Source organism: Homoserinimonas flava (assembly GCF_054969005.1).
The window spans coordinates 1122755-1139642 of record NZ_JBUEQS010000001.1 but is presented as its reverse complement, the minus strand read 5'-3'; the positions used below and the strand labels follow the sequence as shown (position 1 = coordinate 1139642).

The 16888-nt window shown below is 64.3% G+C and carries 18 protein-coding genes; 9 read left to right on the top strand and 9 right to left on the bottom strand.

The features are described 5' to 3' along the window. Positions 1–3: 3 nt before the first annotated feature. The 6 genes from ACY48M_RS05410 to urtA all read right to left on the bottom strand — a co-directional run bounded on the left by ACY48M_RS05410 (position 4) and on the right by urtA (position 6658). Positions 4–1644, bottom strand: a complete 1641-nt coding sequence (locus tag ACY48M_RS05410) for a purine-cytosine permease family protein (protein ID WP_462819201.1) — start codon at positions 1642–1644, stop codon at positions 4–6. An 84-nt stretch (positions 1645–1728) separates the two neighbouring features. After that, complete coding sequence (locus ACY48M_RS05405) at positions 1729–2415, bottom strand: ATP-binding cassette domain-containing protein (RefSeq protein ID WP_462819200.1); 687 nt, start codon at positions 2413–2415, stop codon at positions 1729–1731. Further along, on the bottom strand, positions 2415–3194 hold the full coding sequence (gene urtD / locus ACY48M_RS05400) for an urea ABC transporter ATP-binding protein UrtD (protein WP_462819199.1): 780 nt from the start codon (positions 3192–3194) through the stop codon (positions 2415–2417). The genes ACY48M_RS05405 and urtD overlap by 1 nt, the downstream gene beginning before the upstream one ends. Continuing rightward, on the bottom strand, positions 3191–4279 hold the full coding sequence (urtC, locus tag ACY48M_RS05395; RefSeq protein WP_462819198.1) for an urea ABC transporter permease subunit UrtC: 1089 nt from the start codon (positions 4277–4279) through the stop codon (positions 3191–3193). The genes urtD and urtC overlap by 4 nt, the downstream gene beginning before the upstream one ends. Further along, positions 4276–5271: an urea ABC transporter permease subunit UrtB gene (gene urtB / locus ACY48M_RS05390; RefSeq protein WP_462819197.1), complete on the bottom strand. Its 996-nt coding sequence runs from the start codon at positions 5269–5271 to the stop codon at positions 4276–4278. Before urtB ends, urtC begins: the two co-directional genes overlap by 4 nt. Positions 5272–5362: 91 nt before the next feature. Continuing rightward, positions 5363–6658 carry an urea ABC transporter substrate-binding protein gene (gene urtA / locus ACY48M_RS05385; protein WP_462819196.1) on the bottom strand — a complete coding sequence of 432 codons (1296 nt, stop codon included), beginning with the start codon at positions 6656–6658 and terminating at the stop codon, positions 5363–5365. A 336-nt stretch (positions 6659–6994) separates the two neighbouring features. Between urtA and ACY48M_RS05380 the strand changes: the two genes are divergently transcribed. From ACY48M_RS05380 to ACY48M_RS05340, 9 genes are all read left to right on the top strand, one after another. Next, a complete protein-coding gene (locus ACY48M_RS05380) occupies positions 6995–7297 on the top strand; it encodes an urease subunit gamma (RefSeq protein WP_462819195.1) in 303 nt (100 codons plus the stop codon). An 11-nt stretch (positions 7298–7308) separates the two neighbouring features. Beyond that, positions 7309–7653: an urease subunit beta gene (ureB, locus tag ACY48M_RS05375; RefSeq protein ID WP_462819194.1), complete on the top strand. Its 345-nt coding sequence runs from the start codon at positions 7309–7311 to the stop codon at positions 7651–7653. Further along, entirely contained in the window at positions 7646–9349 is a 1704-nt protein-coding gene (locus tag ACY48M_RS05370) for an urease subunit alpha (protein ID WP_462819193.1), read from the top strand. Before ureB ends, ACY48M_RS05370 begins: the two co-directional genes overlap by 8 nt. A 10-nt stretch (positions 9350–9359) precedes the next feature. Further along, complete coding sequence (locus tag ACY48M_RS05365; RefSeq protein WP_462819192.1) at positions 9360–10154, top strand: urease accessory protein UreF; 795 nt, start codon at positions 9360–9362, stop codon at positions 10152–10154. Beyond that, positions 10147–10920 (top strand): urease accessory protein UreG, encoded by a 774-nt coding sequence (gene ureG, locus ACY48M_RS05360; RefSeq protein ID WP_462819191.1) that lies wholly within the window; start codon positions 10147–10149, stop codon positions 10918–10920. The genes ACY48M_RS05365 and ureG overlap by 8 nt, the downstream gene beginning before the upstream one ends. Positions 10921–10929: 9 nt before the next feature. Continuing rightward, positions 10930–11763, top strand: coding sequence for an urease accessory protein UreD (locus ACY48M_RS05355; RefSeq protein WP_462819190.1), 834 nt, complete (start codon positions 10930–10932; stop codon positions 11761–11763). A 14-nt stretch (positions 11764–11777) separates the two neighbouring features. After that, on the top strand, positions 11778–12788 hold the full coding sequence (locus tag ACY48M_RS05350) for a HoxN/HupN/NixA family nickel/cobalt transporter (RefSeq protein ID WP_462819189.1): 1011 nt from the start codon (positions 11778–11780) through the stop codon (positions 12786–12788). 100 nt (positions 12789–12888) lie between these two features. After that, positions 12889–13332: a thioredoxin domain-containing protein gene (locus ACY48M_RS05345; RefSeq protein ID WP_462819188.1), complete on the top strand. Its 444-nt coding sequence runs from the start codon at positions 12889–12891 to the stop codon at positions 13330–13332. Continuing rightward, a complete protein-coding gene (locus ACY48M_RS05340; RefSeq protein ID WP_462819187.1) occupies positions 13313–13843 on the top strand; it encodes a DUF4395 domain-containing protein in 531 nt (176 codons plus the stop codon). Before ACY48M_RS05345 ends, ACY48M_RS05340 begins: the two co-directional genes overlap by 20 nt. Positions 13844–14004: 161 nt before the next feature. Here the strand turns inward: ACY48M_RS05340 and ACY48M_RS05335 are convergent, their stop codons facing one another. From ACY48M_RS05335 to ACY48M_RS05325, 3 genes are read right to left on the bottom strand one after another with little or no spacing between them, the layout of a single operon-like run. Then, positions 14005–14811: an ATP-binding cassette domain-containing protein gene (locus ACY48M_RS05335; RefSeq protein WP_462819186.1), complete on the bottom strand. Its 807-nt coding sequence runs from the start codon at positions 14809–14811 to the stop codon at positions 14005–14007. Next, positions 14811–15845 (bottom strand): ABC transporter permease, encoded by a 1035-nt coding sequence (locus tag ACY48M_RS05330; protein WP_462819185.1) that lies wholly within the window; start codon positions 15843–15845, stop codon positions 14811–14813. Before ACY48M_RS05330 ends, ACY48M_RS05335 begins: the two co-directional genes overlap by 1 nt. An 8-nt stretch (positions 15846–15853) precedes the next feature. Beyond that, positions 15854–16795 carry a sugar ABC transporter substrate-binding protein gene (locus ACY48M_RS05325; RefSeq protein ID WP_462819184.1) on the bottom strand — a complete coding sequence of 314 codons (942 nt, stop codon included), beginning with the start codon at positions 16793–16795 and terminating at the stop codon, positions 15854–15856. Positions 16796–16888: the final 93 nt, after the last annotated feature.

The window sequence follows — 16888 nt, the reverse complement described above, 5'->3', positions numbered from 1 at the left end:
ACGCTAGGCGGGCTCCGGCGGAAGCACATATCGGCCGGAATCATCGAGTGTGAGCGCGAGCGAGGAGATAAATTGAACTTCTCCACGCGGCCCCCGCTCGCCTGAAACCACCATATCCGGTCGCTCGAACATGTAGCCAGTGACATGGCAGCGGAGTCGTTCCCCAGACGGGTTCCCGTCTTCGTCCAGGATCGGCGACGGGATTCCGTCACCACTGCGCCGGAGGTAGTACTTGCCGCGCGTGACGATCGCCATGAGTGGTGTGACGACGATAGCGACTCCGATCGCGATCATGACGGAGAAGGGCTGCATCGCCGCGCCGAACAGGCCGGCGAAGCAGGCGAGTGAGAGCACGGAGGCGAGCCCGACGGAGGTGATGCCGACCGGGTTCCAGTTGTGCAGCATCCCTCGCCGGAATTCGGGGTACCGGGGCGAGAGCTTCAGCAGGTACTTGTTGATGGTGATGTCCGCCGAGATGGTGACCAGCCACGCCATCACGACATTCGCGTAGAGGCTGAGCACGAATGAGATGAGGCTGAACACGTCCATCAGCATCAGCGCGAGGGCTACGGCGAGGTTGAAAATCACGAACACCGTGCGGCCGGGGTAGCGCTTGCGCACCCGCGTGTAGACGTTCGACCAGGCGAGCGAGCCCGAGTAGGCATTTGTGACGTTGATCTTCACCTGCGCAATCACGATCAGGATGAGCGCGAGGCCGAGGGCGATCCAGTCCGGCAGGAGCGACTGATACATGCCGACGAACTGCTTGACCGGCTCCACCGCTCGGTCGCCAATCGTGGGGTCGACTTTCATCACAAGATAGACGGCGAGGAACACACCGATGACTTGCTTCGTGCCGCTGAACAACACCCAGCCTGGCCCGCTGAACAAGAAAGCCGTCCACCACGACTTTCGGTTCGCGGCAGTCCGCGGGGGCATGACCCGGATGTAGTCGATCTGCTCCGCCAGCTGCGGCGTCAGTGCGAAACACACCGCCGCGCTCGCGACGATCGCGCTGAACGTGACAGTGCCACCCGATTCGCCGGGGAATCCGAGAAAATCGGTGACGGCGTCGGGCTGGGTGAACACAATCCAGACCAGCGGCGCCAATGCGAGCGCGAGCCAGAGCGGTGTCGTCCAGAATTGCAGGCGCTCCAGGGCCCGCATCCCGAGTATGACGATCGGGATCACCACCACGGTCGACAAGACGTAACCGACTGGCAGCGGGATGCCGAGGGTGGCCTCGAGTCCCTGCGCCAAGATGGCTCCCTCGAGCGCAAAAAAGATGCAGGTGAAGCCGCCGAAGACGACGGTCGTGATGATCGAGCCGTAATAGCCAAAGCCGGAGCCGCGAGCAATGAGATCGAGGTCGAGGTTGTATCTCGCCGCGTAGAACGCCACCGGCACCCCGACGACAAAGATGATGGTTGAGGCGAGGAGAATTCCGAGCACGGCATTCGTTGTGCCGTGCTGGAGGCCAATGCTCGCCCCGATAGCGAAGTCGGCAAGAAAAGCGATCGAACCGAGTGCCGTGCCGCCGATTGAAAGGGCACTCCAGCGTCTGAACGACCGCGGCACGTAGCGGAAGGCGTAATCTTCGAGGCTATCTTCGGCGGCGGCGCGCGCGTCTCCGGCTCGGGCCACCTGCCTCACCTCCAACGCACTCACGATGTGCACATTCTGCCGATGACATGTTTCGCGCGCGTTGCCGCACGGATTCGATCTGTGTCAGATCGCCATCGCCTCACGCACCGCGCCCATGGAGGCACTCCCGCCGGGCCCCGCCTGCGCCACTCGGCCAGACGCGAGCACCACATACTCATCGGCGGCCTCGAGAGCGAATCCGATGTGCTGCTCGACCAACAGCACACTGAGTCCGCCCTCGGCGAGCCCGATGATGGTGCTCTCGATTTCGGCCACAATGCTCGGCTGGATGCCCTCGGTCGGCTCGTCCAGAATCAACAGCTTCGGCTCGGTGATCAGCGCTCGGGCGATGGCCAACTGCTGTCGCTGTCCACCGGAGAGCAGCCCGGCTTTTCGCGTCGCGAACTGCGCGAGCGCCGGGAATCGCTCGAGCATCTCGGCGATCTTCTCCTTGCCGTTGCGCCGGCCATCGGCGATGAGCTGAAGGTTCTCCATCGTCGTCAGCTGCCCAAAGGCCTGCTGTCCTTGCGCCACATACGCCATGCCGCGCTTCACACGGCGGTTCGGTGCGAGGTGGGTGACGTCGTCGCCATCGAATATTACTTTGCCACTGGTCGGGCGGATGAGGCCGATCGTCGCCCGCAACAGCGTGGTCTTGCCTGCACCATTGTGTCCGAGCACGGCAACAAGGTTCGCCGAGCCAGCGATAGAAACCCCATGGAGCACGCTGGTGCGACCATACCCGGCGTCAAGGTCGATGATTTCGAGCATCAGCTGTCTCCCTCTACGACGACGGCGGTGATGGATGGTGCCCCCGCGGTGCCGAGGTATACCTCTTGCACGCGCGAATCGGCCTGGACCTCGGCAACCGAACCCTCGCTCAGCACGCGGCCCTGATGCAGCACCGTCACTCGCGTCGCGAACCGTCGCATGAAGTCCATGTCATGTTCGACGACGACGACGGTGCGATTCTTGGCGAGCCGCCCGAGCAACTCGCCGGTGGCGGTGCGCTCGTCGTGACTCATTCCGGCAACAGGCTCATCGAGCAGCAGCACTTTTGCATCTTGCACGAGCAGCATTGCGATCTCGAGCCACTGTTTTTGGCCATGGGAGAGGATGCCTGCTGGCGTCTCACGCTCCTGACTCAGACCGGTTTCTTCCAGCGCGCGATCGATGGCGGGATCGACGCCGCGTCGTGCCCTGAGCATGGAGAGCGGGGAGCGGAGCAGGCCTGCGGCGATGTCGAGGTTCTGCAGCACCGTGAGCGCCTCGAACACGCTCGCCGTCTGAAAGGTACGGCCGATTCCGAGCCGGACGATCTTGTGGACGGGTTTGCGCAGCAGCTCCTGGTCGCCGAGCTTCGCCGATCCGCTCCCTTTGGACAGGCCCGTGATGGCGTCGATACAGGTTGTCTTGCCCGCACCGTTCGGGCCGATGAGAAACCGGACCTCGCCGGGGTGAGCATCGAACGACACACTGTCGACGGCAACGAAGCCGTCAAACTCGACGCGCAGATCGGTGACGACCAGCGAACCCTCGCCGGCGGTCATTTCATCACCCCATTCGATGCCAGCACAGCGGCGGGCGGTTTTTGCGGGCGCCAGATGAGGCCCTTTGCCCGTCCGAGGAGCGATGACAAGCCCAGGGGGAGGAAGAGGGTCACCACGATGAAGAGCAGGCCGAGGATGTAGATCCACCCGCTGGGCCAGCTCGAAGCGAGACTCGACTGCCCCCATCCGATCGCCATCGCCCCGAGCGCAGGGCCGAATAGCGACGCGCGGCCACCCAACGCCACGCCAGCAATCATGAGGATCGAGGCGGCCGCTCCGATCTCCTGCGGCGTGATGATGCCGACGATGGGCACGAAGATTGCCCCTGCGAGGCTCGCCATCACAGCGGCGATCACATAGGCGAACAGTTTGACGTTGGCGGGTTCGTACCCGAGAAACCGAACGCGTTCTTCGGCGTCGCGTGTGGCAACCAGCAGTTCTCCGAAGCGGCTGCGGTTGAGCTGCCACACCACCAGGAGGCAGACGATGAGAATGGTGGCCGCGATGATGTACAGCATCAGTTTGTTGGCGCTGTCGTTCAGCATGAAGCCGAAGAAATACTTGAAGCCGCTGAGCCCGGTGTCACCGCCGGTCTCGCGGATCGTCGAGCTGATGAGCACCGCGAGGGCCACCGCGAGGGCCTGGCTCAGAATCGCGAAGTATGCGCCTTTGACACGGCGCTTGAAGAGGGCGTAGCCGAGGATCGACGCGACGATCACGGGGAGCAGCACGATGGCCAACAGCGTGAACACTTCGCTGCGGAACGGCTCCCAGAACGCCGGAAGACCCGCCAGCGGGTCATACAGGATCATGAAGACGGGAAGGCTGTCTGGCCCCGCGGTCTCGAGCGTGAGGTGGATCGCCATGGCATAGGCGCCGAGCCCGAAGAACACTCCCTGGCCGAGGACAAGCATGCCGCCTCTTCCCCATGCCAGGCCGATGCCCACCGCTGCGATCGCCCAGGCACAGTACTTGCCGAGGTTGCCAATCCAGTGCGTCGACAGCACGAGTGGGGCGACAACCAAGAGCAGTATGGCGAAGACTCCGATGCCGATGAGGGGGAGCCATGCTGTGAATTTCGTCATGCTAACCCCCTGGTACGGACTGTGAATAGGCCCATTGGGCGGAACTGCAGGAATACCACCACGAGCGCGAAGACGAGCACCTGTGCCAGGCTTCCGGTCGTCCAGTTTGCGAAGAACGCCATCCCGACACCGACCACCCACGCGGCGATGACGGTGCCCTTGATCTGGCCGATGCCGCCGGCCACGACCACGAGGAACGCCGGGATGATGTACTGCGCGCCCATCTGAGAATTGGTGCCACCGATGAGGGATGCGGCCACGCCAGCAACCCCGGCGACACCGGATCCGATGAAGAACGTTAGGCGGTCAACGGAGCGCGTGGGAACACCGCTGGTCTCGGCGAGATCCCGATTTTGGACTGTCGCTCGCACCCGGCGACCAAAGGGTGTGTACTTGAGCCATGCGGTGAGTGCCGCCACGCAGAGGACCGCGAGCGCGATCGTGAACACCTGTCGGAGGGGCCAGCCGTAGCCAAGAATGGTGAGCTGCCCATCGAGCCAGCCTGGCTTCTCAACTGGGACTCCTTGCGAAGGGAAGATCTGCAGCGCGGCCTGCTGCAAGATCAGGCTCACCCCAACCGTGACGAGCAGCGTGTCGAGCGGTCGTCGATACATCCATTGAATGATGCTGACCTCAAGCAGGAGGCCGAGAAGTCCGGCGATGAGGAACGCGAGTGGCAGTGCCACTGGGATTGAGATATCGCTGGAGGAGATGAACTGCTGGGTCAGGTAGGCAACGAAGGCGCCAGCCATAAGAAACTCGCCGTGCGCCATGTTGATCACCCCCATCTGACCGAAGGTGAGTGTGAGCCCGAGTGCTGNGATGAACTGCTGGGTCAGGTAGGCAACGAAGGCGCCAGCCATAAGAAACTCGCCGTGCGCCATGTTGATCACCCCCATCTGACCGAAGGTGAGTGTGAGCCCGAGTGCTGCGAGCAGCAACAGCGCACCCTGTGCGGTGCCGTTCAGGAGCGGCGGTATGAGTGCTTCCACGTGCGGTCACTCTCTGTGCGGGGTGGGAGGTGGAGAGGTGCGCGGGGTTCCATGCCGTTGCTGGCATGGAACCCCGCGACGAGAGGGACTGCTATCCGGCGGCGGCGACGAGAGCATCGCGAACGTCGTCGGGGAACCAGCTGTACTCCTCCAGGTAGGGGTCCGGCTCGATCACGCCGTCCGAAGACCACACGATGTCGAACTGGTTCTCGGCGTTGATCCTGCCGATATTGCCCGGCTTGGAGATGTGGTGGTTTTCGCCGTCAAGCGTGACGACACCCTCCGGTGCATCGACGGTGATTCCGCCTTCCGCAGCGGCAGCGTTGATCGCATCGACATCGAACGAACCGGCCGCCTCGACGAGCTCCTTGTAGAGATACAGCGAGATGTATGCCGCCTCCATCGGGTCGGAGGTCACCCCGCTGCTGCCGGGGTAGGCCTGCCAGTTCGCGATGAACTCCGCATTGTTCGGGGTGTCCATCGACTGGAAGTAGTTCCAGGATGCGTAGTGGCCGGTGACCTCGTGACCCATCGACGGTGCTTCCTCCTCAGCGATCGACACCGAGATGATCGGGGTCGTGTCCGCGGTGAGACCGGCGTCGTAGTAGGCCTTGACGAAGCCGACGTTCGAGGATCCGTTGATGGTGTTGAAGATGAAGTCTGGATCGGCTTCGACGATCTTCGCCACCTGGGTCGTCCAGTCGTCCTTGTCGAGCGGCACGTACTCCTCGCCGACAATCTCGATGCCGAGTTCGGCCGCATACAGCTTGATGATCGCGTTGGCGGTACGCGGGAACACGTAGTCAGAGCCTGCCAAGAAGAGCGTCTCGACCCCCTGAGAGGCGAGGAACTCCATTGCCGGGAGGATCTGCTGGTTCGTGGTCGCGCCCGTGTAGTAGATGTTCGGCGACGACTCGAGGCCCTCGTACTGCACGGGGTAGAAGAAGAGACCATTGTGCTCTTCGACGACCGGCTTGACGGCCTTGCGAGACGATGACGTCCAGCCACCGAAGATCGCTCCGACACAGTCCTGCGTGAGCAGCTTCTCGGCCTTCTCAGCGAAGGTCGGCCAGTCGGTGGCGCCGTCTTCTTGCACATACTCGATCTGCTTGCCGAGGATGCCGCCGTCGGCGTTGATTTCGTCTGCTGCCATCTGCAGCACGGTCGAGACCGTCTTTTCGGAGATCGCCATTCCGCCGGTGAGGGAGTTGAGGAAGCCGAGTTTGATGGTGTCGCCAGACGTGTCGACACAGCTCGCGGCGGCCGAAGACGTGGTCTCGGTGCTGTCGGCGCGGGCACCGCAACCGGAAAGGATGAGCGCTGTCGACGTAGCGAGCGCGCTCGCGGCCAAGAACGTCTTGACGCGCCTCCTGCTGGAAATGGGCATGTAGTACTCCATTCGATGTGATGTGGCGGAATCGCCGGTGAGGACTGCTCGTGGTGCGTTCGGTGCTGTCAGAACACTGTCGACCGGGGTGTGCTATCGACTGATGTTCACCATCGAGCGTTGGCATTGCACTGCCATTTCTGTGACATGTCACGTTTGTAAACTCTCTTCGGCTACACCCCTGAAATCTCGGCAAAGAGGCTCGCCTACTGCGACGCCACGGGGCTGGCTGCGATGCGCAGGTGGGTCGTGTATGACAGACTTTTGACATCAGTCCACCGGTGCGCGCACCGGGAACAACGTCAGTGAACCAGCACTGCAGAGGGAAGGGGCAGCGTGCATCTCACGCCGGCAGACAATGAGAAGCTTCTGCTCGCAGTGGCCGGGATGGTGGCCCGCGATCGGCTCGGCCGCGGCGTGAAGCTCAACTATCCCGAAACCGTCGCCCTCCTCAGCACCTGGGTGATCGAGGGAGCCCGCGACGGCCGCGGCGTCGCCGAACTCATGCTGGAGGGCCGCACTGTGCTCAGCCGGGAGCAGGTGATGGAGGGGGTCGCCGAGATGCTCTCTGACGTTCAGGTCGAAGCCACCTTTCCCGACGGGCGCAAGCTCGTCACCATCCACAACCCGATCATTTAGGAGGAGCGAACGTGGCAGGTCATAGCTCGTCTGGCCCTGGAGCCATCCGTGTGCGCCCCGGCACCGTTGTCCTCAATGGCGACCGCACGCCCGAGCAGCGGCTCACCATCGTGTTTCTCAATACGGGGGACCGCCCGATCCAGATCGGATCTCACCTGCATCTGCCGGATGCGAACGCAGCTCTGCAGTTCGATCGCGTGGCCACCCGCGGCTTCCGCCTCGACATCCCCTCTGGCACCTCTCAGCGGTTCGAGCCCGGCGCATCACGCGAGCTTGACGCGGTGGCGTTGCTCGGTGAACGACGGGTGCCAGGGCTCCAACTTCGTAACCGGGGGAGTGAGGCGCTCGATGGCTGAGATCAGCAGGGAACGCTACGCAGCCATCTATGGCCCCACGGCGGGCGACCAGATTCGCCTTGGCGACACCGACATTTGGATCGAGATCGAACGCGACCTCACTGTCGGTGGTGAAGAAGCCGTTTTTGGTGGTGGCAAATCCATCCGTGAGTCGATGGCGCAGGGGCTGACCAGCCGCGCCGACGGCGCCCTTGACACCGTTATCACCAACGCGATCGTGCTCGACTGGTGGGGCATCGTCCGCGCCGACGTTGGCATCCGCAACGGACGCATCGTCGCCCTCGGTCGCGCTGGCAACTCCGACATCGCCAATGGGGTCCACCCGAGTCTCGCGATCGGCGCATCCACCGACGTCATCTCCGGTGAAGGCAAGATTCTCACGGCCGGAGGCATCGACTCCCACGTGCACCTGCTGTCGCCGTCGCAGATACATGAGGCCCTCGCGACCGGCATCACCACCGTCGTCGGCGGCGGTACCGGACCCTCCGAGGGGTCGAAGGCCACGACGGTGACCCCCGGCGCCTGGCATCTCGAGACCATGCACCGCTCGCTCGATGCGCTGCCGGTGAACTTCTTGCTGCTTGGCAAAGGCAACACGGTCTCGGTCGAAGCCTTCCGCGAGCAGGCACTCGCTGGGGCGGCAGGCTACAAGGTGCATGAAGACTGGGGGTCCACCCCTGCCGCCATTGACGCATCCCTGAAGGCGGCTGAGGAGTTCGGCCTGCAGGTTGCCCTGCATTCGGATTCACTCAATGAGTCCGGATTCGTGGAGTCGACAGTCGGTGCAATCGATGGCCGATCGATTCACGCCTTCCACGTTGAGGGCGCGGGCGGCGGGCACGCACCCGACATCCTCAGCATCGCCTCGCTGCCACACATCATCCCGGGCTCGACCAATCCGACCCTGCCGCACACCGTCAACACGGTCGCCGAGCACCTCGACATGCTCATGGTCTGTCATCACCTCAACCCGTCGGTGCCTGAGGATCTCGCGTTCGCGGAATCCCGCATCAGGGAGACCACCATCGCGGCCGAAGACATCCTGCACGACATGGGCGCACTGTCGATCGTCTCTTCTGACGCGCAGGCGATGGGTCGTATCGGCGAGGTCATCACCCGCGCCTGGCAGGTCGCCCACGTGATGAAGGCCCGCCGCGGGTCGCTCTCCACCGCGCTCCCCGCCGACAACGAGCGCGCCCGACGCTACGTTGCGAAGTACACCATCAATCCGGCGGTCGCGCACGGCATCGACTGGGAGGTTGGTTCTGTCGAGGCGGGCAAGCTCGCTGATCTCGTGCTCTGGGAACCCAAGTTCTTTGGCATCCGCCCCTCCGTCATCATCAAGGGTGGCGGCCTGGTCTGGGGCGCGCTCGGCGACCCCAATGCATCGATTCCCACCCCGCAGCCCGTGCTCATGCGCCCAGCGTTCACCGATGCCATCGGTGCTGACCTGTCGGTGTCGTTTGTGTCGCCCGCAGCGCTCGACGATGGCATCGTCGAGCGACTTGGTCTGCGCCGTCGACTCGCCGCCGTGGCCCCCACCCGCGACATCGGCAAGGCGGACATGAAAAACAACGATGTGCTCCCTCGCATCGACATCCGCCCTGATACGTTCGCGATCTCCATCGATGGTGACCCGGTGGCGCCGGCACCAGCCGAGCGCCTGCCGCTGGCGCAGTTGTACACCATGTTCTAGGCGACCGACCATGACCACCACCGTGATGCCAAAACCGCTCTCCGCAGCGGCAACGACAGTGCCCTCGCCGACGCTGTCACCGGCGACGATCGCCATGATGCTCGCCGATGCCAGGCTCCCGGTTGGCGGCCACGTGCACTCCGCGGGGCTTGAGCCCGCATTGGCCGGGGGGATGTCTCCCACCAGGGTTCCCGCCTACATGCTGGGCCGAGCGCGCACGGTCACCCTGGTTGAGGCTGGCACCGCTGTGGTGGCGCGCCACACGGCCCTGCACGGAGCGCGGCAGGATCCGTTCGGCATCGAGCAGCAGTTGGCGCTCGCCCTTGCCGCGGTGGATCGTGCCTGGGCGGCCCGCACCCCGAGTCGTGCGGTGCGTGACGTGTCGCGGTCACTCGCGCGGGGGTACCTGAGGCTCGCCAGCACGCTGTGGGCCGAGCATCCGGCTGTCACTGCTGCCGGATCTGTGGGGAGGGCGTCAAGTCCTACGCTGTCGCAGCCGCCGCTCTCGCGCCCGGTCGTGCTCGGGATCATTGCGGCGGCGGCCGGCCTCGACGCCGAAAGCCTTGTGCGACTCGTCATCTACGACGACGCGCAGACCATCGCTGCAGCCATGCTCAAGCTCGAGCCACTCGACCCGGCCACCCCGCCAGGATGGGTGCTCGCCGCCTGTGCCGCAGCGGAGGAATTCGTCACCGACCTTGCCACCCTGACTTCTGCCGACGCCATCCCGGCGCTGGGAGCTCCCGAAAGCGAAGGGTGGGCTGAAGCCCACTCTCGAACAACACAAAGGCTATTTCGTGCTTGAGAATTCAACGCCATCCGTCAGCGCCCCAGCGCGGTCCCTTCGCATCGGGGTTGCCGGCCCTGTGGGAACCGGCAAAAGCTCCCTCATCGCCACCGTCTGCCGCGCACTCGCCACCGAGCTGCGCCTCGGCGTCGTCACGAACGACATCTACACCGACGAGGATGCTCGCTTCCTTCGCTCTGTCGGGGTGCTCGATCCGGAACGCATCCGCGCCGTCGAGACCGGAGCATGCCCGCACACGGCCATCCGCGACGACATCACCGTGAACCTGCTCGCGGTGGAAGACCTGGAGCGCGACTTCAGCCCGCTCGATGTTGTGCTGATCGAGTCTGGCGGGGACAACCTCACCGCAACGTTCTCGCCCGCCCTCGTGGATGCCCAGATTTTCGTGCTTGATGTCGCCGGCGGGGGAGACGTCGCTCGAAAGGGAGGCCCTGGCATTGCCCGCGCCGACCTGCTCGTCGTCAACAAGACCGACCTCGCGCCGTATGTCGGGGTGGATGTTCCGACCATGGTCGCCGACGCCGAGACCGCCCGAGAGGGTCGGCAGGTGCTCGCACTGTCGCGCACCGACGCGGCCAGCGTCGAGACGCTCGCCGCCTGGGTCCGCGGCCTGCTGGTTGAGCACCGAGCCGGAACCCACACCCCGCAAGACCCCGGCCCAATGGCACCCCACTTTCACGCCGACGAAGAGGGCGGGTTCATGCACACCCACGATGAAGCCGAGCACGCCCACGACGACCAGCCCGCCCACTCGCACCAGTAGGCAACGCCCATGCACGCATCCGCAACGCACATTCGCCTCAGCGCGGCCCCCGGTCGAGCCCGCCTGGCGTGTGGTGCTGGGGCGCTTGTGCCGCGCGTCATCGCCGCCGGCCCCGCGTATGCACGGGTAGCAATTGTGGCCGGCGGTGCCCTCTTGCTCGGCGGCGACAGCGTGCGCCTGTCGATCACGGTTGGCACCGGCTGCGTGCTCGAGCTCGAGGACATCGGCGGAACCGTCGCGTACAACGCCGACGGGGTGCGATCCGAATGGGTCGTTGATGCCGTCGTGGAGCCAAACGCCCTGTTGATCTGGCACGGCCTGCCCTTCGTCGTCGCCGACGGAGCGAACGTCGATCGACACACCACCCTCACGTTGAGCGGCTCCGGCGCGATGGCCTGTCTGCGCGAAACGATTGTGCTGGGACGCACGGGTGAACGTGGCGGCACCATCGATCTGCGCACTACGGTGACAGAACAGAGCCACCGCGGCACTGCCGAGGCGTTGTTTGTCGAACACCTCACGGTGCGCGGCGCCGAGCCGGTCCCGGGGCAGCTCGGTGACAACCGGGTGCTCGATTCGGTGCTGCTGTTCGGCGCTCGGTCCCCGGCAGCGTCCGTCGCTCCGACGGCGGCACCCGTTGCCCTCGGATCGACAGAAGTGTTGGAGCTTGAAGGCACGGCCAGCATCGCTCGCTCGCTGCAGCATGATGCCCATCGTTCGGTCTTGTCGCCCGTGTGGGACGAGTGGTGCGCACACGCGCTCACGATGCACGCCGCCAGCGATGGAACCGAGCCGGCGAGCGAGTCGATCGCGCCACCACGCGCCCTAGTATCCGCACCCTAGAGAGGACTCACGACATGAAATCTGCCCTGCGAGCCCCGGATGCTGCAACGCTCGGCATCATCGTCACGATCGCGAGTCTGCACTTGCTCGGTTGGGGTCTCCCCATTGTCGCTATCGCGATGGGCAGCAACGGGCTCTTGGTGCTGGGACTGGCGGCGACCGCTTACCTGCTCGGGGTGCGTCACGCGTTCGACGCCGACCATATCGCCGCGATCGACAATGCAACCCGCAGGCTGAGTGGGCCCACAACCCGCTCCAGTGCGGTCGGCTTCTGGTTTTCGCTTGGCCACTCCACGGTCGTGGTCGGCACCGTCATCCTGCTTGCGGCGGGGGTACATTTCTTGGTCACGGCAATCGAAGACGACACCTCTCCCATTCGTCACGCTGCTGGGCTGTGGGGCGTCAGCATTTCGGTGCTGTTTGTGCTCGCATTCGGCATGATGAACCTCCACTCGTTGGTGAGGCTCGTGAAACGGCACCGGTCAGCGGCGAGCACCGACGCGGCCGCGACCCGCGAGGGGCCGACTGGGCCGCTCTTCAGTGTCTTTCGCCCGGTTGCTAACCTCGTCGACCGTCCGAGGCGCATGTACCCACTGGGTCTACTGTTCGGGCTCGGCTTCGACACCGCCGCTACCATCGGACTGTTCATCACGACCGGGGTCGCGTCATTCCAGGTCTCCTGGGCTCTCGCTCTCGCCCTCCCGCTGCTGTTCACCGCCGGGATGAGTCTCTTCGACACCCTCGACGGTGCATTCATGGCACGCCTCTACGGGTGGGCCGCTCAGCACGCTGAACGCAATTTTCGCTACAACCTCGTCGTCACCTCACTCTCGGTCGCCGCCGCACTCCTCGTCGCGAGCGTGGGATTCTCCGAAATTCTCAGCCAGGCCACCTCGTTGGACCTCGCGCTGCCGATCGATACGACCTACTTCGGGTTCATGGTTGTCGGTGCGTTCGTGGTTGTTGCCGCGGTGGCCGCCGTCTCCCGAGTGAGCGCCCAGCCGCCCCGCCCACTCGAGGCGTGACATCGGAACCTCGTCTACTCGTGCGGCACTGCGGTCGCGCTCTGCGACGAACTGTGACGCGCAGCCAACACAGGGGACGCGACAGATTTAGTCTGGAGTGATGGACCCGCTTCTGGCAGCCGCGACAGTCACCGTTCTGGTGCTTGGAGCGCTCGCGATCGGTCTTTTCTTGAAGCGTCGCTCCGGCCAGCGCCGTCGAATCCGGGTCGCTCACGTCACGGCCGCCGATGTGAACCTTGTCGAGCTCGGCACGCAGGCAACCGTCGTGCAGTTCAGCACCGAATTCTGCTCGCGGTGCCCCGGAGTTCGCCGCGCTCTCAACCGTGAGCTCGAAGGCCACGACGGCGTTGCGTATACCGATGTGGATCTCACCCACCTTCCACAGCTCGCGACACGGTTCAAGGTGATGCAAACGCCGACGGTGCTGGTCGTTGACGCTGCTGGCCGCGTCGCTGCGCGGTACACCGGCGGGGTGCCACTCGCTTCCATTCGCACTGATCTAGCTGCCCTCACAAAGGATGCCGATGTCCGACTCGTCTCGTAGTGACTCCGCCTTCAGCCCTCACGGCATTGACCCTCGGGGACCCCGCTTCGCTGCATCCATTACGGCTGGGCTCCTCCTCGTTGGCACGTTTCTCGCGCTCATTGGCCCAGCAGGAGAGGCTGGCACGACCCTTCGTGAGCGGCTGGCCGACCCAGGGTTCATCGTGCTCGCCATAGTGGACGTCCTTTTTGTGTGGGGCTTTGCTTCGCCGCAGACGGCGCCGTGGGGAGTGGCATTCCGACGGGTTCTACGCCCGCGACTGGAGCCACCATCAGACCTCGAAGACCCGCGGCCACCGCGATTCGCGCAGGTCGTCGGATTCTTGGTCGTGTCGATCGGTCTCGTCCTGCACCTCGCTGGCACGCCGTGGGCGCTGCCGATTGCCGGTGCCGCGGCCTTCGTCGCAGCGTTCCTCAACGCGGCGTTCGGCCTGTGCCTCGGGTGCCAGCTCTATCTCGCGTTCATCCGGACCGGAATCATCCGGCCTCGTGGGGGGCTCCTCGGAGTCTGAACACTCCCGAAGCCTGAACACTCCTCGCGACCAGCGACCCGGTACGTGTCCATGCCATTCAACGAAGTCCGTGCCATGCAACAAAGCGAGGCGCACCCAGTGGGTGCGCCTCGCTGTGAGACGTGCAGCGGTGAGACCCGTGTGGGCCTCATCCCGGAGTTCTAGCTGGGGACCACGCCACCGTGCCTGGCAGGGATGTGAAGCCCTTCCTGCACGCTGGCACCCGTGATCCAGCTGACCACGAGGTCTTTGTCGGGAACCTTGGTCGCAATGTCTGCGACCTTGTGACCCCGATTGAGGACGACGGTGCGGTCACAGACGGCGAACGCGAGCGGGATGTTGTGTGTCACGAGCACGATGGACGTGCCGCGGGCGGCAAGCGACTTGATGAGCGCCTCGACAAGCTCGGCTTGTTCGTGACCCAGCGCGGCGGTGGGCTCATCCATGAGGAGCACGCCATTGGCGGGGAGGCGGGCTGCTGCTCGTGCAATCGCGACGACCTGGCGTTGTCCGCCCGAGAGCATCTCCACCGGTCGCGTCACCGGGGCAGTGCGCACTCCGAGAGCATCGAGTTCTTCTTGAGACTCCCGTCGAATTGCCGCGCGGTCAAGAAAGCCGAGCCACCCGAGCGGGCCCTTCATCATCTTTTCGCGGCCGAGCGTGAGGTTTGCGGCGATATCGAAGGCATCCACGAGCGCCAGATCCTGGTACACCATCTGGATGCCCGCGGTTCCGGCGTCGCGCGGAGAGCGGAAATCCTTGGTCTCGCCATTCACCTTCACGGTGCCGCTGGTCGGCCGGTGAACGCCGGACATGACCTTGAGCAGGGTCGACTTGCCCGCGCCATTGTCGCCGAGGAGGGCGACAACTTCGCCGCGGCCCACCGTGAGGCTCACCTGCTCGAGGGCGCGTGCGTAACCGTAGTGAACTGAGATGTCATTGAGTTCGAGTGCTGGCGTGTTGTCCATCAGCGTGACTTCCTCTTCTTCGATGCGTCTTCCCCTGCGACGAGGAGGGCTGAGGTCTTCTGCGTGGTCCACATGTTGAGCCCGAGCCCGCCGATGAGCAATGCGCCAGTGACGATGTCTGCCCAGTTGCTCGAAACTTTGGCGAGGAGCAGCCCAGCGGAGATCGTTGCGATCACAATGGCGCCGAGGGCGACTCGCGGCAGGCTGCCGCGACCACCGGTGAAGGGGATACCCGCCAGCGCGACCGCAGTCATCGCGGCGAAGACGACGCCGATGCTTGGACCCGGTACCGCAGTGGAGATATATGCAGCGGTCACGATGCCACCAACAGCGGCGCAGAACCCGGAGATTGCGAAGCCGGCGACGCGGTAGCGGTCGACGGCAATTCCGACCCGACGGGCTGCCTCGACATTGCCGCCAACGGCGAGCAATCGCATGCCGTGGCGAGTCGCACGCAAAAAGATCGTGAGGGCGATGAAGAGAATCAGTGCAATGTAGACCGGCGCGGGAATGCCGAGGTAGGTCTGTGTGCCCAAAAAGCGGAGCTCTGTGAGCTGCGAGATATTGGTGTTGCCCGCCAAAAGTAGGGAGACCCCACTGAGCGACGTGAGCATCGCGATCGTCACGATCAACCCGTTGAACCCACGAATGACGATGAGGCCGTTGACGATGCCGACGGCGACGCCGGCAACGAGGCCCACGAGGATCGCCACCGCAACAGGTACTCCATCTTGGAGCAACAGTGCGGTGACGACCCCCGAAAAGGCAGCCGTAGCTGGCACCGAAAGATCCAGCACTCCGGTCATCACACCGACACCGACGCCGGCCGCATAGATCGCTGCGATCGCTGCGGAGTTGAGGATAGAAATCCCCGTGGAGACGGTGAAGAAGTGCGGTGCACCCCAGAACGCGAAGATCAGGATGATCGCGAGCCAGAGCACGAGGAGCCCCTGGTCGCGGACAAAGAGCAACGCGCGGATGTTACTGGGCAGTTTGCCTGGTGATACTTGCTGGATGCTTGCGGTGACAGTCACGAGTGGTTCTACTCCGAAACGACGATGGCGGTCGAGTTGATGCTGCCGAGCTGCGTCGGGTCCTCGATCAGTTCGAGAAGATCGTCACCCGCTGCCTTGGATGAGGCACTGTAATCCCATGCAACGACGGCGTCGATGTCGCCGGCTTCGAAGGCAGCCATCGTGTCTGGCCCGCCTCCACCTGCGATGAAGCACGTGGGGGTCTTGCCAGCGGCCTGGAATGCGCCGATTGCTCCGAGCGTCGTCTCGTCTGAGGCGGCGATGACCACATCGATGTCAGGGTTGGCGATGAGGAGCTGGGACGCGGTCGTCTGTGCGCCAGCGGGGTCTTCTGCCTGAGCGTTGGCGACGATGGGGGCGCCCGTGTAGAGCTCCATGATCGCCGCGTGCGACGCGTCGGCACCGGCGGCTACTGCTGAGGCCTCGAGCAGCATGGTCTCGGTGCCACCTTCGCGCTCAACGCATTCGTTCGCGGTCTCGGCAAGCGCTGTGCCGAAGTCGGCGAACGATGCTGCGTCGAAAATGATGCCCGGCTGCTCCTCGGTGAAACCGAAGGACTCTGGGTCGGCCTCAAGAACCGCCGGGATGCCGGCGTCATACAGTGCCTCAAGGCTGGTGGACAGTGCCTCCGCGGCGACTGGGAAGATCCACACCGCGTCGACCGTGCCGGTGTCGATCGCCTGCTGGATCTGCTGGGCCTGCGTCACCGGGTCGAATTCCGCGTCATACACGGTGACCTCGTACCCCTTGGTGCCGAGGTACTCGGTCACTTCATCTGCCAGGGTCTGGATGATCGGGATCTGGCTTGAGACGCTGAAGAACGCGACCTCACCACCCTCAGCCGGACTGGTGCTGTCGTCCGGGGTCGTGCCGGTATCGCCTGAGCAGCCCGAGAGCGCAAGTGCGCCGACGATGACTGCTGACGTGACTGTGAATCTAAGCCTCTTCATTGAAACTCCTCATTGGTTTCCGAAGCGCACATGCACTGCGGAGGTCGGGTGGTGCTGGATGCATCGTAGATGCAAAGCAGGATCGGTGCGTTC

Coding starts and splice junctions, on each gene's coding strand:
- ACY48M_RS05345 (WP_462819188.1), top strand. CDS start 12,889: ATGGACCCGCTTCTGGCAGCCGCGACAGTCACCGTTCTGGTGCTTGGA.
- ACY48M_RS05355 (WP_462819190.1), top strand. CDS start 10,930: ATGCACGCATCCGCAACGCACATTCGCCTCAGCGCGGCCCCCGGTCGA.
- ACY48M_RS05325 (WP_462819184.1), bottom strand. CDS start 16,795: ATGAAGAGGCTTAGATTCACAGTCACGTCAGCAGTCATCGTCGGCGCA.
- ACY48M_RS05340 (WP_462819187.1), top strand. CDS start 13,313: ATGTCCGACTCGTCTCGTAGTGACTCCGCCTTCAGCCCTCACGGCATT.
- ACY48M_RS05370 (WP_462819193.1), top strand. CDS start 7,646: ATGGCTGAGATCAGCAGGGAACGCTACGCAGCCATCTATGGCCCCACG.
- ACY48M_RS05350 (WP_462819189.1), top strand. CDS start 11,778: ATGAAATCTGCCCTGCGAGCCCCGGATGCTGCAACGCTCGGCATCATC.
- urtC (WP_462819198.1), bottom strand. CDS start 4,279: ATGACGAAATTCACAGCATGGCTCCCCCTCATCGGCATCGGAGTCTTC.
- ACY48M_RS05335 (WP_462819186.1), bottom strand. CDS start 14,811: ATGGACAACACGCCAGCACTCGAACTCAATGACATCTCAGTTCACTAC.
- ACY48M_RS05405 (WP_462819200.1), bottom strand. CDS start 2,415: ATGCTCGAAATCATCGACCTTGACGCCGGGTATGGTCGCACCAGCGTG.
- urtD (WP_462819199.1), bottom strand. CDS start 3,194: ATGACCGCCGGCGAGGGTTCGCTGGTCGTCACCGATCTGCGCGTCGAG.
- urtA (WP_462819196.1), bottom strand. CDS start 6,658: ATGCCCATTTCCAGCAGGAGGCGCGTCAAGACGTTCTTGGCCGCGAGC.
- ACY48M_RS05365 (WP_462819192.1), top strand. CDS start 9,360: ATGACCACCACCGTGATGCCAAAACCGCTCTCCGCAGCGGCAACGACA.